Consider the following 21,893-nt stretch of genomic DNA (forward strand, 5'->3'; position numbering starts at 1 on the left):
AAAAACCGAGCGGTAATGGTAAGAATTTGCATCACTCGAGCAGAGTATTTGTCGTTCAGAACACATCATTAAAAAGTGTCGCAGCAGTTAAAAAAAGACCACATTGTTAGGAATCAATATGGTCTTTAAAGCAGTCATTGTTGTTACTCAAACGTCAGCTAACTCAATAATGTTCGGCTCTAAGAGAACTAAAGCTCACATCAAACACTTCACCCGCATAGTCGCTATCAGGCTTAAACTGTGGATAGATGCCCGCTTTGAAATAGAAAGCGATGTCTGTCGATGTCCAATCTGATGTTAACGAAACCGTGTCCCCATTTTTATCTGTGTAATCTTGTCCCCAAGGGATTAAATGAGAAACGGTGTTAGTTCCATCTAAATCATGAGTCGCCAAGTAGACACCGTTTTGATTGGCACGAATCGTATATCGCCACTCTTCACTTGCCGAATAAGTCCCTAACTCGACACTGAACGGGTCACAATGATCACAGTCTTGGTTGTTGCGCTCAAAATCAGAGTTCAGTATCACTCTTACTGGCTTGCTCTCTCCTTCCCATAATAGTTTCACCAATGCTTGATTGATCTTCCAACCATGGATTTGTCCAAGTACCACTTTTGGATCTTGATTGTTGATGTTCGGGTAATCTTCAACTCGCAAGGTGGCGGTGAGCTGATGGTTAGTTTTATTGGTTCGTGTGTCGTTCAAATACCAACTTGTATCTTCATCGCTGGTGCTACAATCCGGTTGAACACTGCTTTGATACAACTCCCTGAGCTCAGAGCGAATATAGCTAGAATTTTCGGTAGAGGTGCCATATCCCATATCCGCTCTAAAGTGCACTCTCCCTTCATCGGTATTGAAATAAGAAAGACCAATATCGCTGTCGTAGACATCACTGTCGTTGGCGAGAAGGTCTTTGCTCGATTCACAGCGCTCAGGTTCTAGTTCAGCAGCACTGTCACCGCCACTTCCATACCAAGTGTCTTTGCTCGCAGGAATCGTCAACTTCCAATCGTTAATATCCCAATCGTTTGAGCCGTTGACCAGTGTGGTGGTGTATCGCAGTGCCTGAAAGTGAGCCGTGGCTTCACCATTTTCAAATTGATTATAGATACCCGCTTTAAAGTAACTCAGTAGGTGCTGCCAGTAGGTGATGTCTTCGTCGACTTTAACTTCATCGTTCACTTTGATCGAAAGGGTGTTTTCATAAACAGAAAGATCAAACTTGGTGAAGCTATCGAGATCCGCCTCTCCTAAATCATAACGATTATATGAAGTGGCGTAACAATCCGAAGAGTCAGCAGCGCTGCTACAATCAATGGCATTGTTTTTCATGACTGCCCAGTAGTGACCTGTGAGGCCATCTCGTTCTTGCTCCCAAACCACACGCAATAGCGGATGAGGGATATAACCCGTACCACTCTCGTCTGTACCTTTATTGTGGATCTGCAGCACGGTCACTTCATCGTGATCAGCGGGAGAGCTCGCCATTGCATGCTCAATATCAGGCAAGCTTATTTCCGCATGTAGACTGCGTCTTATGCCTGCTTCGTTGATATCGAAGTTTTCTCCCTCACGAACTTCAGAGCGCATCTTGTAGTTCGCCATTTTGAAGATAAGATTCTCCGTCTCTTCGTCAGCATAAAAATAATCACTGACATAACCATCGAAGTTACCATCTTTGACTTCAGAGGTTTTATTGCCCTCCTCTCCATTAGGATCAGATACCTGAAGATCTGAGCTGGAAAGGATGTTTTGATACTTGGCAATATCATAGGGAGCAACAACACCATAAGACGTTCCTGGATTATTGCTATCAGAAGGATCACTACTGTCACTTGAGTCACTGGAACTGCTTCCACCGCAGCCATACGTAAGCGAAGCGAGTACTACGATGAAGATTGGCTTATTCACATTTATCTCACTTATCCATAAGAGTTGAGTGATAATGTATATTTGTACTATTTTATGTCAATTGTCTATTTATCAGAATGTGAGGTGCGGCAAATGAAGTGAAATGAACGGATATTGCGTAGAGTTAGAATCAAGAACAACGCAGAAAGGCCACTCTAAACTCGATAGTTATTGAGTGGCTTTCAAACTAAAAATCCAAATTAATACATTGATTTTATAGCATATTAGGGAACAATTTAAACTTTAAAGCTGTTCATCAACTCACTAACGCTGCCGTTAAGTGTTTTGATTTCTGCTGATTCAGTCAACTGATCTTGGCTTAGCTTATTAAGCTCCTCAACAAAGCTTTCAATCTTATGCATGTTCTTAGCAATGCTCTGAATAAGGGCGCTTTGCTCAACAGACGAACCCGAAATGTCATTGTTAAAACGACTCACCGTTTCCATCTGTTCCGTTAACTTCGCCAACATATTTACCGCTTGAACCACTTGAGCACGAGTCATTTCACAATTGCTTTTGGTCAACTCAATCGATTTAACCAAACCATCTGATTTAGACTGCAAGCCAGACAGCGCTTCATCAATTTCAGAAGTACTGATTTGCGTTCGGTTGGCTAACGCACGGACTTCATCAGCAACCACCGCGAAGCCTCGACCATGCTCACCCGCTCTCGCCGCTTCAATTGACGCATTCAATGCCAACAAATTAGTTTGTTCCGCAATGCCGCCAATCACAGACACGATAGACTGGATGCTCTGCGTTTCATTGGCCATTGAGCGAATGTCATCAGAAGTGGTGCAGACTTGCTTCTCAAGATCACTGATATAGGTTTCCGTCACAGTGTTAATCTGTTTCGTCTCATCACTGAACACAGCGGCCTCTCTTGCTGCTTCTGCCGCCGACTGAGAACTCTTTTCGACCTCGTTTGATGCTTCAGACAAGCCGTTAATTGCAGAGACCACTTGAACCGTTTCATCAGTGTGAACTTTCAGTACATCGCTGGTTTCTTTACAACCTTCACGAATACTCAGTACCTTAGTATCGAGATCCGAGTTCTTAAATTTGACGTCCTTAACCATCTCTTGCAGGCCAATGATGAACAAGTTGATGTCTTTGGCGATATGCCCTAAGTCATCATTCCCCTTCTCAGCAAGCCTTTGAGTGAGGTCTCCGTTACCTTGAGATAGATCGTGGACGATTTTTCTCAGTGACACGATTGGGCGGTAGAAGCGATTCAAAAGTAAAATCATCAATATCACCGAGCCAAGTACACAAGCCACAATAAGAATGCGCGCACTCGACATCACGCCATTCAACTGATTGAGCGCGAGTTCAGGGTCAATACTGGAGATCATGAACCACTCTTTCTGGCTGCCAATATCCACTTTCTTGGCCATCAAAATTCTCTGGTTGCCATCAATCACACCCTCAATGAATTGATCAGGCTGTTCAATAGCACTATTGAGTTTCATCTGAGTGTCTGAAGAAGATATATTGCTTTGCGGAAGTACGTTTTCGATTGTTGAAGCGACCACCATCCCCTTCTCGTCGATGATAATGCCTTTGGCTTCGTAGATGCTGTCCAGCTGTTCAAGCTGAGTTTCCAAATCGTCAAAACGTATATCGGCCATGATGACACGATCTTGGTATGAGTAAGTCACACCGATCATAGGCACTTGAGTACTCTTAGTGAAAAACAGATCACTAAAAGATAAGCCTGATTTCAATTTAGCTTGTTGATACCAAGGTCGAGTGGTTGGATTGTACTTTTCTTTTATCCCAACGCCGTTAGGAAAAGACTCTGAAGGGCGAGAAGTATAAGAACGGCCGTCGTCAAAACCCACCACAATCTTGTCAATGCCACCCAGCTTTGCAGCATAATGCATCAGTGCTTCATTCGGCACTTGGTATGGGGATTTCATGAACTCTTGTGCAACAGAGTTAACGGTATCAATGGTGCGCTGAACGGTACTTTCTATTTGATTGATTTCTATCGTAAGCGAGTGATCAATCTCGTTATAAATCGTTTGATTTACCTGTTCAGTGGCCAAGTTAAGCGTAAACCAGTTCGTAAATGCCAAAGCACTAGAACTGACGATCGCTACCATTAAAATCAATTTTCCTTTAAACCCTAGAGACAATTTTGAATTCATAAAACTCATCATCCATATCAACCTATGTCTATTATTTTCATCCGAATGAAATGGTCATTTTTTACATTTTCGAAGATACGGAAAGCGAAACTTGTTCATGCCGATCCATCGTCACAACCATCAATTTAATTAATATTGTATGTTTAATTGACCAACCATTCTGTGAGCGATCTTGATATATTAAAACTGGCTAAAACCGCCCTGTGACATAGGTATCATTTATGAATTTGGATTTTGTTCGAAGTTAAACATTGACGCATAACGCATTCAAATAGATCGATTTTTGGATAATCAGCTCATCATTTCTCCGATAACACCTTTTCGGAAACTCTTCTTCTTCTCCTCACCCAGTAGAGTAAAAAAATGAGTCTTAACTCACACTTCTACCAACTAACCATTCACTAAAGGCATTCAATTTTAAAATTTATTTGTAATACAATAAGCCTTGAGTTATGGTGTATTTGAATCATAACTTAAGTTCTTTCTGGATGCTTTTGTTCAGTTCAAAGTGATAATTGAAGCAGCCGCTTTAAGGTCATTGAACGCGTTTAACGTAGAAACTGTCGGGGGATCTCGTTATTCGTTTTTTCACTTGCTATTGATCATTTGTTTTTCCAGACGGCTCGTCCGAACATGCCCATACAGTCACCAGCTGTGTGGGCTTTTTTTTACTTTCTTTTTAGACCCGATATTCGAGTGGCGTTAAGCCGTCACCAACAATCCTGTAAGTGCGCTGGTTTAAGCTTACGAGGAAAAGTGAGTGAACGAGTGGGTGCTAGAAGGCTTTGAATTTACAAATAGATATAGAAAAAATAGGAATTGAGGCAGTGAAATAGTTAAACAGAGTTTTGAGTAGGTGTAGCTGAGGAAGTAGAAGTAGAAGAGTTTAACGAGGGAACAAAGGGTTGGGTATGGCAGATAAAAACGAACCTCGCTGAGGTATCACCGCCTAAAAGGACAGGTAATACCCTAGCGAGGTCGTACGTCGATTACTTCTCTAGTTTAGCGAAGTAGTCGAAGATTACTGGTACGTCGTTGTTACCCATGCCTGCATCAACAGCAGCTTGTAGGCTTGTTGCAGTACCTTGAGCGATTAGAGACTCAGTACCTAGCTCTTCACAAAGAGCAAGGAAGTAACCAAGGTCTTTGTTTGCGTTAGCAACAGAGAAACCTAGCTTCTCTTCGCCGTCTACTGCGTAGAACTTACAGAATTGCATGAACGGAGAGTTAGATGGACCTGCAGACATGATGTCAAACAGTTGTTGGCCATCAACACCAGCGCGTTGAGCAACAGCGAAAGCTTGAGACATAGTCGCAACAGTTGTCATACCCATGAAGTTGTTTACAAGCTTAGTCACGTGGCCAGAACCTAGAGCGCCTAGGTGGAATACGTTTTCGCCTTGCTCTTCAAGAACAGGTTTAACTTTGTTGAAAGTTTCCATGTCGCCAGCAGCCATGATGTTCAGAAGACCATCTTTAGCGTGTGCAGGAGTACGACCTAGAGGTGCGTCGATCATGCCCGCGCCTTTTTCAGCAAGAGCTGCGCCGATTTGCTTAGTAGAAGCAGGGATAGAAGTACCGAAGTCTACTAGTACTGCGCCTTCTTTGATGCCCGCTAGAACGCCATCTTCGCCGTAAACGATTTTTTCAACAACAGCAGAAGTTGTAAGACAAAACTGAACGATGTCACTTGCAGCAGCTAGTTCTTTAGCAGAAGTGAATGCAGTTGCGTTGCCGCGATCTGTAACGCGAGCAACAGCTTCAGCGCTTAGATCCATTACGTTTACGTGGTAGCCGCGCTTTTGCAGGTTTTCAACCATGTTGCCGCCCATAAGACCTAGGCCAATGAAACCGATTACAGGTTTAGTCATGTTTAAACTCCAAATATAGTATTGTATGATTATATGCTCATTATAATAACTACGTCTTTCTCGTTACGCAATAGTTTTAGGGCATTGATTTAATGGTTAGACGTAAGTTGTGACGGGGGTTCACTTTACGAGAAAATATGGGTCACGCTTTGTACTTACAGGAACTATTTGCCACTTTAAAAACCGTCCATTGATGAAATAACATACGTTAAATGTCATACGATTAGTAAGCACAAGCTACGCCATTACCTATGTATAGTTCACTATTCCCGTAATCAGCCAGTGATTAGACTATTCACGCAGAAGTAAGTCATATCAGTTTTTAGGAAAAAGGGGGTGGCGCCCTATTCTTTTAACAAAGCGAGACATGCGGGTCTCGTATACCACTCCTGCACATTTCATTGAGCATAGTGGCTAAGTACATACCCAGCCTTTGTGTTTATCAGCTTCCAGGTTTAACCCTCGAGCGACTGACTTGGCATCGAGAAGCGATTGATCTCTTGGCCATTTAGTTTTCTTTCAACTTGATGGGGTTCCCGACGTTGCCAGCTAATACAACTTAACTGACTTATCCAATTTAACTGGCTAGCCAAACAAAAAAACTCCGAGCTTTCACTCGGAGTTTTTAATATCTAGCTTCTGTTACTTCAGCGAATTACAGTTCAATTGAAACCGTTTCACCGTCAACATTGAGCATTAGCGTGTTGCCTTCAAGCTTGTGAGACACTTCAACTTGCTCGCCTTCGTTCTTATTAGGAACAAGAAGCGTCAGGATGTTGTGCTCTTTCGATGGCTTGAATTCCACTTCAACGTGACGGTGGATTTCAAGATCTTTGAACTCGTATGGGTCAACTTCGCCAAAACCTTCAACATTCTTAACTGAAGTGATGTTGTCAGCTGATTCGTTGATGAAGTTTACGTCTAGGTGTGCAACTTCGCCACGGATAGTGAAAGACTTGTCTGCCACTTCGTTTGCGAAAGTTGTGTGCATTAGCCAAGTCATGTCTTTCTCTTCAGAAAGCGTTGCCTTGTCTTGCATTACGAAGACTTTACCTTGAACAAACCAGACCTTACGCTTGTAAGATTCAATTTCAGGAACGAAGTACTTGTAAGACGCTGTCGCATCACCTTCAACCATCTTCACATCAGATTCAGTGTCGAAATCAGAGATGTTGCCGCCCGCTTCGATACAGAAGCGATCTTGGTGGTTTTCGTAGCCCGTGTTCTTGTTCTCGCCGTACTGACCTTTACCGCCAAATAGTGGAAGGTTCTTAGAGAACGTTTGACGACGCCATTTAGTGTGCATATCAACACCGAAACCACCGTAGTAGCCAGTGATTGACGCTAGCGTTTCACCGAATGCATGCAAGGTGAATGCGTTTTGGTCACCGTGAGAGTGGCTGATTGAGCCAAACGGAGAACATTTGAATACCATGTGAATATGGTTATCACGCTCAGTCATCTTGTTGTGGAATGCAGCCCAACCCGTGATTGGGAATACTTTCAACAGTGGATCATTCGATGGTGCTTTCTCTTCAGGTGCATCCCAAAGGAAGTTAAAGCGAAGATCGTCGTAACCGAAGTCCCACCAACCGAAGTTGTAGAATTTTGTGTGCGCTTCAGTATCACGGCCTTTCAGTTGGTTGTAGTACCAAACGTACTCAGGCTTCTGGTTAACACCTGCGTAGTGCTTAATGTTGTAAGCCAGTTTTAGACCTGGGAAATCACCGATTGAAGACTGGTCACAGAAGCTCGCGCGCTTAGAGTGAACAGGCATGCAGTAAAGCGGGAAATCACCTGTGTTTTCGTAGAATGTTTTGTTAAACATGTCTACGCCACAGTATGCTTTCAATAGATCGAATGCTTCGCCTAGGAATGCAGTTTGTGTGTTCCAGTAGTCAGGACCTTCAGCCCAACCGCCGTCTACACCGCCCCATGGTGGGTAGTGTACTGCGTAGTATTCTAGTGCGTATGCGATGTACTCGCCTGCTTTCGGGTGATCGTGGTAAAGCGCGATACACGTTGGGATGATAGCAGAAGAGATAGAACGAACACCGTGGCTGTTCAGTGGGTTGTTCAATAGATCAACCGTCACTTTCAGGTGGTGCATGATTTCGTCTAGACGCTCAATCAAAGCATCTTGAACTTGCTGACGTTCTTCATCTGTGAAGTAGCCGTGTAGCCAGTCGTAACCCCAAGCCATAGCCGCGATAACACGGAAAGCTGCTTCATCGTTATAGCCACGAGAAGTCACGCCTTCTGGATCGTACGTAGACAGTTTTAGAGTCCAAGCTTTTGCTTTAGCAATTAGCGCTTCGTCTTCTTTCACAACACCAGCAATTGCTAGGTTACGTGTCGCGTTCAGTGCCATTTGGCAATCAACGTACATTTGACGCCAGTAAGGACGCCATAGAGAAGCCTTACCTACCGTCTCAGCTGGGTACGCTTGAGGCTCTTCGAAAGGAGCAGTCTCAAGGAACTTAACTGTCGAGTTATTGTAGAAATCATCAAACATACAGTGAGCTTCATCAGCTTTCACTTTCGCTTTGAATTCTTCTAACTGATCTGCTTGAACAAGAAGACGCGGACGTGCTTCGCTCAAGTTGTCTAGGAATGATAGGTCGAAGTCACGTGTTTGAACTTCGATAGGGAGTAGGTCTACAAGATTACCTGCTGAAGTATCATTCTCCAGCTTCATCTTCCTGATTGCATCAAGAGATTTTTGGTCGCTCATTCTAACTCACTTATTTTTCAAGTTGATTGAAAGGAATTAGCAATAATATACGTCTTATTGTAGGACAATTGAATCTATTTCGGTTCGATTGAACCATTTTGTACAGTTTTCGTGATTTAGGTCAGATATCTTCCACCTGACAGTTTTTCCGTTTCGCAGAACAAAAAATGCGACGCCCTTTCGAGTCGTCGCATTCTATTATAAACGTTTTCTCTATATTAGCTTTCGGTTACTGCTTTCGCTTGCTTACCGCCGTCATCGACCGCTTTAACCAATAGCACACCAACACCACCAACAATCACACCACAAAGGATAAAGACTAGACGTCCCCACATTGGGTTAGTAAGTAGAGCCATTAGCATGATACCGACACCCGCTACCGCAATCAGTTTACCAAGCATTTCACGCTGTTTGTTATCCAGTACTTTCTGTTCTGCTGACTCCGCAACTAATGGAGTAGACAGATTGCCGAAGAACTTATCAACGTCTGCTTGACGCTTCTCAGTTAATGGCTTGTAGAACAGAGTTGATAGGATGAAGAAACCACCTGTCAGCGTAATGTGAGCAATCAGACCGATAGCTACCTTAACATCAGACCATTCACGGCTTGTTAGCTCTTCTAGACCAAAGATTGAAGACACCATTTCAGCGTTAACAACGAAACCTACGTAGTAAGAAACAAAACCACCAACTACTAGCGTACCCCAACCAGCCCAGTCCGGTGTTTTCTTAATAAAGAAGCCAAGGAATGCAGGAATTGTCATTGGGAAGCCGATCAGTGCACCTACATACATCATTGTATCGAACAGGCTCAAACCTTTAAGCGAGTTGATGAACTGTGCGATAAGGATGATAGCGATACCAAACACGGCAGAAGTAATCTTAGAAACCGTTACTAGTTCTTTTTCGCTAGCCGCACCCTTACGAACGATTGGTTCATAGAAGTTCTTAACAAAGATACCTGAGTTACGGTTTAGACCAGAATCCATTGAAGACATTGTCGCTGCAAACATCGCCGCAACTAGAAGGCCGACCATACCTGCTGGCATGTATTCTTGTACGAAGTATAGGTAAGCAAAGTCACCCGCTTTTTTACCTGCTTCTGGGTAAGCTGCTGCTAGGTCGACACCTTGACCTGCAATGTACCAAGAAGGCATGAACCAGATAAATACACCACAAAGCATTAGCACACACGCTAGTAACGCCGCTTTCTTCGCGTTCTTTGAGTCTTTAGCCGCTAGGTAACGGTAAGAGTTAAGCATGTTGTTAGTAATAGAGAACTGCTTCACGAAGATGAAGAATGCCCAAATGCTGAAGATGCTTAAGTAGTTAATGTTGTTACCAGAAAGGAAAGAACCGCCTTCCGCTACTGGGAAGTTATTCACGATTTCACCAACACCGCCACCTTGAACAACAGCAACAACAGCACATGTCACGGTTACTGCCATAATGATAACCATCTGCATAAAGTCAGATGCGATTACCGCCCATGAGCCACCCGTTACAGACATTGCCAATACAACCAAACCGGTAATCCAGATAGTTGCTGTCATGTCGAAACCGAAGATACCAGAAGCGATGATTGCTAGTGCGTTTAACCATACACCGGCAGAAACAACACTGTTTGGCATTGAAGACCAAGTGAATACTTGTTCGTTAGTCGCACCGAAACGCATACGAATTGCTTCGATTACCGTTACTACACGTAGTTGACGGAACTTTGGAGCAAAGTATGCGAAGTTCATGAAGTAACCAAATGCGTTAGCTACGAAGATGACCGCTACTGCAAAACCATCGTTATACGCTTTACCTGCCGCACCGGTGAATGTCCATGCACTAAACTGGGTCATAAAGGCGGTTGCACCAACCATCCACCACAACATGTTACCGCCCCCGCGGAAGTAGTCACTGGTGGTACTTGTAAATGTTCTAAACATCCAACCTATCGCAATCAAGAATAGGAAATAAATGCCGACAATAATCGTGTTGAGTTCCATCGTGTATCCTTTGTCCGTTGTATTTTGTTACGAGGACTATAGGAAATCTCAAACTTTATTTGTAGTACAATAATCCAAATAAGTGATGGCGATCTTATTTTGATTGATTAAGTTAATTATATATATGACATAGGATGGAATATGGCCAATCCATTAAGGAAATTATTGGTGTTTGAGGTAAAAACTCAAAAAACCAAGGCCAAAGAACATCACACCCATTAAAATCAAAGGCTTATAAAAAAGTGAGACTTTGCACACTTATTAACAAATACAACCAAACACATATAAATATAAAATTCTCAAAAATAATAAAAGCCAAATCCGAGCTAAATCACCCTCATTTATCACACAATAAACCAGTGTTTTTATCTATTGAGAGTGGACAATTTCATTAGAATTCAACTTAAATTAATCAATATAGAAGAAGCATATCCAGTTCAAACGATGGTAGATTCAAAATATACAAAAATGAAAAATCATGGATGACGCATAATTATATGAGGGGAGTTCGAGTGTCTAAAAACGAATATCGAGCATAATATTGTTTTTATTATGATGGTAAAGAGAACGATCGCTAGACGTATACAAGAAGGAATTAACTTAAGAAAGGGTTAAGCGGGGGTGAACCAAAACAGTGCCACACATGGTGCAACACGCTTCCTAAAAACCAAAAAAGGCATGCACTTGGCATACCTTTTTGACTGGTTCAAATGAAGTTGAAAACCGTGTTTAGCTTGCAGTGGCTAAGCGGTGGTTGGCATCTTGCAAGTGAGCAGCTGACATTGTACGAGCTTTTTCACTGTCGCCAGCCATAATCGCTTCATAGATTCTACGGTGTTCATTGATACATGTGCTGCCCTCTTCAGAAGAGTGCACGATGAAGTTAACGAACATGGTAGTCAGAATATTGCCAAATGGCAGGTAGAAATCGTTACCTGTCGCATTAAAGATCAAGCTGTGGAAACGAATATCGATGTCTGTCCAACGTTCTTGGTCAAACACTTCTGCGTCATCCACTTCAACCATCTTCTGGAAGATCTCTGAAAGCTCGATACGTTGCTCAGCAGTCGCAAATTTTGCAGCTAATGCACACGCTTCAGGTTCAATCGCACGGCGAAGGCCTAAAAACTGAGAACAGAATTGGTCTATGTCGGTTAGACCATCCATCCATTCAATCAGTTGAGGATCAAGAAAGTTCCAGTATGCGCGATCCACTACACGAGTACCGATTTTCGGGCGGGACTCTAACAGGCCTTTAGAAGTCAGTAGTTTAACTGCTTCACGAAGTGCCGTACGGCTGATACCAAACTGTTCACACAGCGCCATTTCACCAGGAATAATAGAACCTTGTGGCAGTTCACCAGACAAGATTCCACGAGCGATTTCACGCGCTACTTGCACGTGCAGGCTGCGCTTCGAGCCCGAGATTGAATTAAAAGTGCTAACCATAAGTTCACTTATTTTATATGTTATGTTTATGTATTATTTAAGGATTACTATAACAGGATTTCAACCTTGCGCCAATTGAGTAAAATAGCAACCAGTCGTGCTCTATTAATTTACCCAATGAATCAAACACTTACAAAGCATCCTATTCCGCACAGCTAGAAACATTATGTTACACCATTCATAAATCCGTCATCAAAACGCATCGGTTCTGTAATCCTCGATTTCTATACTCCCTTCCCAAGACATCACTCAATTGGACTGAAATAATGAAACCAACAAAAACAAATCTCACGCTTAAGAGCGCTATTACTGCTGCGCTGATTTTTTCTGGTTCTGCATTAGCAATGGATACACGATACGAAGATCGCTCTGGCAACTTGGTTGCTGATGTTCCTCAAGATGAATCACAATGGGTTGACCCAAACACGCTAATTTTTGCTTATACGCCAGTTGAAGATCCTGCAGTATACGCTGATGTGTGGAGCGAGTTTTTGAGCCACCTTGAAAAAACAACGGAAAAGACGGTTCGTTTCTTCCCTGTTCAAAATAACGCTGCTCAAATTGAAGCAATGCGTTCAGGTCGCCTACATATCGCAGGTTTCAACACAGGTTCTACTCCACTAGCGGTTAACTGTGCAGGCTTTGCCCCATTCACAATGATGGCTGCAGAAGATGGTTCTTTCGGTTACGAAATGGAAATCATCACTTACCCTGGTTCTGGCATTGAGAAAGTGGAAGACCTAAAAGATAAGAACCTAGCGTTCACATCACAAACGTCTAACTCTGGCTTCAAAGCACCTTCTGCGATTTTGGACGCTGAATACCAACTTCAACCTGATCGAGATTTCAAACCAGCATTCTCTGGCGCACACGACAACTCTATTTTGGGTGTGGCGCACAAAGATTACGATGCTGCAGCAGTTGCTAACTCAGTATTAAACCGCATGCTTTCACGCGATGTTGTGAAAGAAGACCAAATCAAGAGCATCTACAAGTCTCAAACCTTCCCGACTACCGCTTACGGCACCGCGCACAACCTGACGCCAGAACTGCAAGAGAAGATTCAAAAAGCGTTCTTCACTTTCGATTGGGAAGGCACAAAGCTTCAAGAAGAATTTGAACGTAACGGCGAAGCGCAGTTCGTTCCTATTACTTACAAAGAGCACTGGGAAGTGATCCGCACTATCGATACGGCAAACAAAGTCTCTTACACGTGTAGCTAGTTCAATCTAGGCACAGTTCAACCGAACTAAAAAGCCAATCACACACCGATAAAACTAACTGCAGGTGTAATCGCCTGCAGTTATTCACCACTCTTTCCGGTTTACTTTCCATGCCTGTCTCAGGCGAACTCTTAGTACACCGCTCTTATAGGAATTCTATGTCTACTCTTACCCTTAAAGGGCTTACCAAGCACTACTCCAGTTCTGATAAAGCCCTTACCAACGTTAGCTTGTCGGTCAATGCCGGTGAAGTGGTTGGTTTAATTGGTCCATCTGGTGCGGGTAAATCAACGCTTATCCGTTGTATTAATCGGCTCACCGAACCCACCAGCGGCGAAGTGATCTTTTCCAATACCAATCTAGAAACGCTATCTAAGCGACAACTGAGACAATCACGCCGTGAAATCGGGATGATTTTCCAAGAGTACGCGCTGATTGAGCGTTTGACGGTGATGGAAAACGTACTTTCAGGACGTTTGGGTTACGTGAATTTCTGGCAAAGCTTTACTCGTCGTTTCCCTGAATCGGATATCCAAGCCGCTTATGCGCTACTCGACCGTGTTGGATTGTTAGAACACGCAAATAAAAGGGCCGATGCTCTGTCGGGTGGTCAGCGCCAACGTGTTGGTATTGCGCGCGCACTTGCTCAGAAACCGAAATTACTGTTGATTGATGAACCAACGGCCGCACTTGATCCACGTACAGCGCGCCAAATCATGCGACTGATCAGTGAGATTTGTTCAGAGCAACAGCTCCCTGCCATCATCAATATTCACGATGTTCAATTAGCAAAGCAGTTTGTTGACTGTGTTGTCGGCTTAAATGCAGGTTGTGTCGTATTTGATGACAAACCAAACCTGCTCACTGAAGATGTTTTAACGCAAATCTACGGTGAAGAAGACTGGAGTCAACAAGCAGAAGAAGAGGCCGATGACCTCATCATCACAAGCCCTCGCCTGTCTGAGGCAACAATATGACTCAACCATATCCAAATCAAGTTCAGCAGCATTTAAAGTCAGGAAAACAGAATTCCAAACAATACCCGACACAGTGGACAAAGCCGCCACTGATTTCTAGCCCATGGCTACGCTGGAGCTTAATCATCATTGTCGCGGTTTACTTGTACCTTGCGACTCAATCGGTACACGTCAACTGGACTCGAATTTACGAAGGCAGCGAACGCGGCTGGCAGTTCATTTTGGCTTTCATGAACCCAGATTTTGGTGGCCGATGGAACAACATCTCACAAGGTTTGATTGAAAGTTTAACCATGACCCTGACATCGACCGTGGCGGGTGTCCTTCTTTCTATCCCATTCGGATTAGGCGCAGCGAAAAACCTTGCCCCTACTCCCGTTTACCTATTCTGTCGTGCGTTTATTTCGGTTGCTCGTAGCTTACAAGAAATCATCGTAGCGATTCTGTGTGTTGCTCTATTTGGCTTTGGTACGTTTGCGGGTTTTGTCACGCTCACCTTCGCGACCATCGGCTTTCTCGCAAAACTGTTTGCCGATGAAATTGAAGCCATTGACCCAGCACCACTCACCGCCATGCGTGCAACGGGCGCAAGTTGGTTACAACAGGTGAATTACGCAATTCAAGCTCAGGTGATGCCGCGCTTCATCGGACTTTCTATGTACCGACTCGACATCAACTTTCGTGAGTCAGCCGTGATTGGCATTGTTGGCGCAGGTGGTATCGGCGCAACGTTAAACACAGCAATGGACCGTTACGAATACAGCGCAGCAGCCGCTATTCTATTGATTATTATCGTGATTGTGATGTTGTGTGAATACCTATCAACCATCATCCGTAAGCATGTGCAGTAAGGAACGACCAATGAGCACGCTAAATGAAACACCGACAAGCGCCATCAATCGTACCCAATGGCAGCGTTACGACAGTAAACAGAGCCTCATGCTTTGGCTGGGCTGGCTTTGCTTTGTTGCTTTGACAGTATTCGCATGGCAAGTCATGAACAAAGATACGATTTGGTACTTTGTGACCGACTCACCGAATCAATTTGCTGATATATCTTCACGTATGTGGCCACCAAGATGGAGCTACTTGGAGTCTCTTTGGAGCCCGTTGTGGGACACCATTAACATCGCGACACTTGGCACACTGTTAGGGATCGTACTCGCGTTTCCAGTTGCGTTCTTAGCTGCACGTAATACAACGCCAAGCATGACGTTTATCAGACCTATCGCGCTGTTCATCATCGCGGCAAGTCGCTCAATCAACTCGTTAATTTGGGCGTTATTGTTGGTAGCAATCATCGGCCCAGGTTTGTTGGCTGGTATCATTGCGATAGCGCTACGTTCGATTGGTTTCGTCGCGAAGTTAATGTATGAAGCGATTGAAGAAGTGAATGCAACACAGATGTCTGCAATCCAATCGACTGGAGCTTCTCCGCTGCAAGTATTGAACTACGGCATTCTTCCGCAGGTGATGCCAAGTTTCATCGGCACGAGCTTGTTCCGCTGGGATATCAATATTCGTGAATCTACAGTATTAGGATTAGTAGGCGCCGGCGGTATTGGTTTGAAACTGCAAGAGTCGATGGCGATGTTGGCATGGCCTCAAGTGACTGTGATTTTCTGTGCGATTCTAGTGACGGTCATCTTCTCTGAATGGCTGGCTGCGAAAGCAAGAAAAGCCCTTATCTAAATACTAAAAACAACGTCAAATAGACGGTTAGCTAGTAATAAGATCAAAGCCTACTCAATGAGTAGGCTTTTCGTTTATTGCAACGTGATAAACATTTTTCACCATCAGAACCGCACTTCGTTGACCACAGTCCCTACCCCTTCAATCGTGACACTCACTTGCTCTTTGTCGGACAGAGCATAGGTTCTACCTGGCGTTCCCATAAAAATAAGATCGCCCGGTTTGAGGGTAAAATAGTGGCTCAAATAGCTCACGACTTTTCGTGGTTTGTGAATCATGAACGAAGTATTTTCTTGTTGAACCACCTTGCCGTTAACACGAGTGGTTAATTCAACATTGTTGTAATCAATGCCGCGCACAATTGTGTTGCCAACCGGGCCAAAACCATCCGAAGCTTTCGCTCGGAGCCATTGTAAATCCGAACCTTGCCAACTTCTTTCCGTAATATCGTTGCCCACAGTGACGCCAAAAATCGCTTGCTCGGCTTCTTCTTCACTGGCTTGACTGAGCTCTTTCCCAATCACAACCACCAGCTCGCCTTCAAAATGAACGTTTCTTGCTTTTGGTGGCACTTGAATCACTTCGCCCGTGAGAATCAAAGAAGAAGGAAGTTTAAGAAACATCGGCGGTGGTGCATCAGCAGGTGAAGCTAAATGGCTAGCGAAGTTCATTCCGACCGCAAAGACTTTCTCTGGTTTTGTCGGCAGTAACACCTCAACCGACTCTAACGGGATCGAATTTTTTTCTACCGAATATTCTCCAAAGATATCGCCGCTGATCGGTAACACTGCGTCATTGTCTAGCTTTCCATAGCTGACTTTGTCTTGGTATTGATAACGGACGAAATGCTCACTGCTCACCTCAACACTGTTATTTTCTGCCGCCAATGCGACGCCAGACATCGTAACTATTGCCAATAACCACTTCATCCTTGAATCCCTTCATTTTTAAATCCTAATTTATACTTTAGCCCACTCTGTAGGATTCGAAGAAAAAGGGAAGCTCCATTGCCCCATCCTCTCTTCCCCTTCTTATAAAAGCAGCACGCATAAAAAAACCGAGCAACTCGCAATGAGTTACTCGGTTTGACTTATTCCCGATATATTCAGTCGTTGTTGGTTTCAACGAACGATTTTGCAATCACGACTGAATTCAATGTGATGCTTCGTTCCCGCAAAGCACCACATCAATACAAGCCATCGTTAAACGGCATGTATGTTAATCATTTACAGTTGAGCAAATGATCCTTCCCACGAGTATGTCTCACCCGCGAACTCAACAGTGTGAGTTGCTTGCTGCGTGTCTTCAGCTTGGTTTGAGATACCGTAGTGGTAAGTGTTACCAGAAGTAGTCTGAATGCGAACAACAGTCCCGACACTGTTATGGCCCACAACAGATACTGATTTAACCAGACCACGAGCGCCTACAGAGGCTTCGATAGACTCGTTAAAGTAACCATGCGTTTCTAGTACAGAAGCAAACACGTGGTTTTGACCAGACTGACGTAAGATGAACGCAGGCTCACTCTTAAGGTTGAAGTCTGGATCGTTAGCACCAGTGCGAGCAAAAATCACTTCGCTGCCCGCATTCGCGCTGGTTACTAGGCTGTAGTAGCTGCTGTCATGTAGCCAGCTTACTAAAGAACCTTCTTCGTTTACTTTGCCTGAAGCCACGTTCCATAGATGTTGGTAACCGTTATCTTCACCTAGCGGCTTAAGCGTTTTTTCCATGTTGTAATCAAAGTCAGTACGGATGATCTGGCCAGAGTGGTGAACGGGTAGGTCGTACTGGTGCTCAGCGTCAGCTTCGATGCGGTACACATCAATCACTAGCGGTTTTTCGAACTCAGGAAGTTCAGCAAGAATCACGCTGCGTTGCATGTCTACGCCAGTGTAGTACTCAGAAATAGTGCCGCTCATGCCTTGTAGAGACTGGTCGTCTGCTACGAAGAAGTGCTTCTGACCAAACTTAGACTCAGCCAATGCTGTGTTGAAGTTGTTCTGCGTTTTCTGATCAACCGTTACTGTGTTGTGAGCAACCGTCTGCTTACAGTAAGACTTGTTCTCTGGGATGTAACGACCGCCAAACTTAGGCTCAACGTTTACCCAGCGACCGAAGCCGTAATCGTGCAGCACTTCGTGACCACGGTTGAATACGCTTAGGTGCAAGCCATCGTAGTGACCGTGGTCTAGCGCAGAGTGGTACTGGTGGTCTGAACCGTGCTGACCAAACCAGATCAACGCCATTGTGTCGTCGTCTTGCTCATCACGGTGACGAAGGATGCTTACGCCGCCTTTTTCGCCTTCAGGACCGTCCGTTACAAACAGACTACCCCAGTTGAATGCTTTGATGTCATCTGCTGCATCAACAGCGTCAGACAATGTTTTACCTGAAGCATGAACCCAAACGTTTTGTTGGTGATCAGCCATGCCAAGCAGAGTTTCTGTCTGTTCGTAACGGTGGTAACACACAGACGTAGCCATGATAACGCCTTCATCGTTGATAGAGATTGTCTTCGATGAATCGTTCAGAGCTGGCAATGTACCGTCTGGGAATGCTGTTTTAAATACAGAGTACGACGTTGTCTTGATCACTGAGTCGTTGAATTCATAGATACCAACTTCAGGCTGACGACGTTCAATTGCTTCTGCGAACAGGTAGATTGGACGTAGAGAGAAACGGTGGTAGTAAGGACCTTCCATGTAGTAGCCGTCTGGCGAAAACAGTTGGTCAAGTTGTGCTAAGAAACCGCCGCTTACTTTGTCTAGTTTCAGGCCGTAAAGCGCTTTGTCTACAGACTCTTGATCGTTGATCGCGTAACCACAGATACCTACCGCTGCCACTGCCCATAAGCCGTGGTTGTGTACGATATCGAAGTCGTGTGCGTAAGTCACAACGAACATTTCGATCATTTGCTTAAGAAGATCGTCTTCGATCAGACGCTTTTGCTCTTCAGAGATGGTGTGGTAAATACAGCTGTACGCACAAGAAGCGTAAAGCATCCACATGTTCTCGTTCAACGTTTGGTGGAACAGCTTACCCGGAGGGTTAGAGTCACGGCTCACATTGCTTTCAAGTGTTGGGTATACCGTCGCGTACGCTGTTAGCATATCAACGATGTAATCACGGTACTTTGTTTCCTCAGTGATAAGGAACAAACGACCCGCTAGATCCATATGGATGTAGTTTTGCTTGTGACGGTTGTGCTCGTAACCGCCGCCTTCACCGTGACCAGGTACTTCAATGCCAACTTCCGCCATGTAAGCGTCAGTTTGTTTAATGTCGCGAGTCAGTGCGTTACCTAAAAGGCTATCCTTGCCAAGTTCTTTACGAAGCTCTGCTGCTTCATCAAAGTTAAGTAAAAGTGGTTGATAGCTCATTATTATTTCCCCTGCTCTGCTAATTCTGGGTTTAAAGTTGTTTCTACTGAGTAGAAGCCTGTCCAGCTGTATACTTTGCCGTTCAGCTCTACTTTGTGTTCAGTGCTGTCAGTCGCGCCAAGTTGGTTGCTGATCATCACTGTCACGTTTGATTTCTCTGTGGTGATCTCAACTACCGAACCGATATTCGTGTGAGCCACTACTTTGATGTCTTTCACAACACCACGTGCATTAACTGATTGCTCGAATTCTTCGTTGAAGTAACCATGCGTTTCAACAACAGAAGCAAACAATGTTGTTTCGCCTTTGCTGCGTAGAATGAACGCAGGCTCTGAACGTAGGTTGAAGCTTGGGTCGTTAGCGCCAGTGCGAGTAAAGATAACTTCAGCATTGTCGTTAGACGTTGCACCTAGCCACGTGTAGTAAGTGTTGTTCTGTAGCCAGCTTACCTGTGCTGTGCCCTTCACTTCACCGCTTGCCACGTTCCATAGGTGTTGGTAACCAAAGTCTTCACCTAGAGTGTTCAGCTCTTTGTTTGCTTGGTATTCAAAGTTAGTGCGAACAATCTGACCTTGATATTGGTGTGAGTAGTCGTATTGATGTTCGCCTTCGCCGCCTTTCTCAGAATCTAAACGGTAAAGATCTAATAGTAGCGGAGATTCTAATTCTTCAAGGTTTAGCATGAACACGCTGCGTTGCATGTCAAAACCTTCGTAATGATCGTTAGCAAATGCGCTCATGCCGTTGATTTGCTCGTCTTCTACTTTGAAGAAGTGTGGTAAGCCGTGTACTGCATCTGCACGTTCAACGTCAAAGTTGTTCTGACATTTTTCATCAATCGTTACTGCGTTGTGTGCAATTGTTTGACGAGCGTAAGATTTGTTTTCGTCTAGGTAACGGCCGCCGAATTTAGGCTCAACGTTCACCCAACGACAGAAGCCGTATTCACGCAGTACTTCTTGACCACGGTTGAAGAAAGAAATACCCAGCGTATCAAAGTTGCCATGACCCATACCGTGTTGGCCGTAGTTCATAACAAGTTGAGAAACGTCGCCTTTCTTATCCTGCATACGGATAAAGCCTTGCGCGCCGTTATGACCTTGAGGGCCTTCGTTCAATTCAACACTTGGCCAGAAAGGCATGCCGATTTCTTTCTCAGCAGAAGCCGCTTCGTAAGCTTTAGATAGCTCAAGACCACATGGATGCATCCATACCGCATCTTGAATCTTAGCCATACCTAGAATGTTTTGGTCTACACCGTTTTCAGAAGAGTAATGCTTGCTGTAAACACTTACCGCAACCTGAACACCCATGTCTGTGATACCCATAGTACGAGAAGCATCATTCAGAGCCGGGAACTCACCGTTCGGGTAAGCCGTCGCAAGCATCGCTTGTACTGTGTTACCGATCACGCCGCCTTTGTAGTTGTAGATATCCACTTCAGGCATGTGACGGTGGATCACTTCAGCGAACACACACGTTGGGCGAATCGCGTAGCGGTGGTAGTAAGGACCTTCCATGTAGTAGCCAGACGGTGCAAACAGCTGAGAAACTTGCGCTAGAAAGCCGCCAGTGTCGTTACGGTCAATGCCGTACACCGACATTTCAAGGTACTCACGCTTGCCAAGAGCAAGACCACAAATACCGACAGCCGCTACTGCCCAAATGCCGTGATTGTGAATTCGGTCGAAATCGTGTGCGTATTTAACCGTGAACATTTCTAGCATTGGTTCAAAAATGCGAGACTCAATATTGTCGCGTTGTTCTTGTGTCAGGGTTGAAGCAACACAAGAGTAAGCTAAGCTTGAGAACATTAACCAGCAGTGTTCGTTCAGGATTTGGTGGAACAAACGACCTGTAGGGTTAGTGTTTTTCTGTACGTGGTAATCAAACGTTAGGTATTTGTCTGCGTACTCTTCTAGTAATTCTGTAACAAAGTCAGCGTACTTTTGCTCTTTAGTGATCAAGAACATGCGACCAGCTAGATTCATGTACGTGTAATTTTGCTTATGGCGGTTATGTTCGTACCCCCCAGCTTCACCATGACCTGGGACATCAATAGGTAAACGCATGAATGCTTCTAGATCTTTCGCGTTCGCTGCAATGGTTTTGCCCATTAAGCTAGAACGGCCCACTTCAAGATGAAGCTGCTCGATTTCTGCTTCAGTCAACAATACTGGTTTAGTCGTCATATTCTTTGTCACCCTCAATAAAGAGTTTATCTGCTTAAACTTTGATTAAATTTTCAAACTCCATATAAAGTAATACAATATGAGCTTTAATTATACCTATTCGTCGCTAAATGATGAGTAGAGTCACACAATTAGCTATAAGTCATTGATGTAGCTAACTAATGGTAAATATTGGCCATTTATTAAGTTGTTGATTTATTTACGCTATATAAAGTATCGCTTGATCAATATCACACAAATTTAGATATATTGTATTACAATTGGACTCATTCCCTTATGATGGATGCAAGTTAAGTAACACTTAAAAGAT

13 protein-coding genes are annotated in these 21,893 nt (G+C 44.2%); 4 read left to right on the plus strand and 9 right to left on the minus strand.

Features of this window, described 5'->3' with window-relative positions:
* Positions 1–163 precede the first annotated feature (163 nt).
* The 6 genes from MSG34_RS06055 to MSG34_RS06080 all read right to left on the minus strand — a co-directional run bounded on the left by MSG34_RS06055 (position 164) and on the right by MSG34_RS06080 (position 12,119).
* A complete protein-coding gene (locus MSG34_RS06055) occupies positions 164–1,915 on the minus strand; it encodes a polysaccharide lyase family 7 protein (RefSeq protein ID WP_248336687.1) in 1,752 nt (583 codons plus the stop codon).
* Between the two features lie 236 nt (positions 1,916–2,151).
* Positions 2,152–4,023, minus strand: a complete 1,872-nt coding sequence (locus MSG34_RS06060) for a methyl-accepting chemotaxis protein (protein ID WP_248337234.1) — start codon at positions 4,021–4,023, stop codon at positions 2,152–2,154.
* Positions 4,024–5,057: 1,034 nt separating this feature from the next.
* The gene (locus tag MSG34_RS06065; protein ID WP_048607064.1) at positions 5,058–5,939 is read right to left on the minus strand and encodes an NAD(P)-dependent oxidoreductase; all 882 of its coding nucleotides are present in this window, start codon (positions 5,937–5,939) and stop codon (positions 5,058–5,060) included.
* Positions 5,940–6,594: 655 nt separating this feature from the next.
* Positions 6,595–8,673, minus strand: coding sequence for a DUF4962 domain-containing protein (locus MSG34_RS06070; protein ID WP_048616501.1), 2,079 nt, complete (start codon positions 8,671–8,673; stop codon positions 6,595–6,597).
* 218 nt (positions 8,674–8,891) lie between these two features.
* Positions 8,892–10,670, minus strand: coding sequence for a transporter (locus MSG34_RS06075; protein WP_248336689.1), 1,779 nt, complete (start codon positions 10,668–10,670; stop codon positions 8,892–8,894).
* A gap of 729 nt (positions 10,671–11,399) precedes the next feature.
* Positions 11,400–12,119, minus strand: coding sequence for a FadR/GntR family transcriptional regulator (locus tag MSG34_RS06080; RefSeq protein ID WP_017061478.1), 720 nt, complete (start codon positions 12,117–12,119; stop codon positions 11,400–11,402).
* A 266-nt stretch (positions 12,120–12,385) separates the two neighbouring features.
* On the opposite strand from MSG34_RS06080, the gene phnD reads away from it, so the two are divergent.
* From phnD to phnE (MSG34_RS06100), 4 genes are all read left to right on the plus strand, one after another.
* Positions 12,386–13,342, plus strand: a complete 957-nt coding sequence (phnD, locus tag MSG34_RS06085; RefSeq protein WP_048607068.1) for a phosphate/phosphite/phosphonate ABC transporter substrate-binding protein — start codon at positions 12,386–12,388, stop codon at positions 13,340–13,342.
* 158 nt (positions 13,343–13,500) lie between these two features.
* The gene (phnC, locus tag MSG34_RS06090; protein WP_248336691.1) at positions 13,501–14,319 is read left to right on the plus strand and encodes a phosphonate ABC transporter ATP-binding protein; all 819 of its coding nucleotides are present in this window, start codon (positions 13,501–13,503) and stop codon (positions 14,317–14,319) included.
* Positions 14,316–15,170 (plus strand): phosphonate ABC transporter, permease protein PhnE, encoded by an 855-nt coding sequence (gene phnE, locus MSG34_RS06095; protein WP_052878558.1) that lies wholly within the window; start codon positions 14,316–14,318, stop codon positions 15,168–15,170. The genes phnC and phnE (MSG34_RS06095) overlap by 4 nt, the downstream gene beginning before the upstream one ends.
* 10 nt (positions 15,171–15,180) lie before the next feature.
* Positions 15,181–16,011, plus strand: coding sequence for a phosphonate ABC transporter, permease protein PhnE (gene phnE, locus MSG34_RS06100; protein ID WP_048616507.1), 831 nt, complete (start codon positions 15,181–15,183; stop codon positions 16,009–16,011).
* A gap of 104 nt (positions 16,012–16,115) precedes the next feature.
* Here the strand turns inward: phnE (MSG34_RS06100) and MSG34_RS06105 are convergent, their stop codons facing one another.
* The 3 genes from MSG34_RS06105 to MSG34_RS06115 all read right to left on the minus strand — a co-directional run bounded on the left by MSG34_RS06105 (position 16,116) and on the right by MSG34_RS06115 (position 21,583).
* Complete coding sequence (locus tag MSG34_RS06105) at positions 16,116–16,913, minus strand: fumarylacetoacetate hydrolase family protein (RefSeq protein WP_248337235.1); 798 nt, start codon at positions 16,911–16,913, stop codon at positions 16,116–16,118.
* Between the two features lie 324 nt (positions 16,914–17,237).
* The gene (locus MSG34_RS06110; RefSeq protein WP_048607077.1) at positions 17,238–19,391 is read right to left on the minus strand and encodes a heparinase II/III family protein; all 2,154 of its coding nucleotides are present in this window, start codon (positions 19,389–19,391) and stop codon (positions 17,238–17,240) included.
* Positions 19,392–19,393: 2 nt separating this feature from the next.
* Positions 19,394–21,583, minus strand: coding sequence for a heparinase II/III family protein (locus MSG34_RS06115; RefSeq protein ID WP_050621209.1), 2,190 nt, complete (start codon positions 21,581–21,583; stop codon positions 19,394–19,396).
* Positions 21,584–21,893: the final 310 nt, after the last annotated feature.

The sequence above is a fragment of the Vibrio sp. 1CM2L genome, assembly GCF_023161695.1.
Classification (GTDB): domain Bacteria; phylum Pseudomonadota; class Gammaproteobacteria; order Enterobacterales; family Vibrionaceae; genus Vibrio; species Vibrio coralliirubri.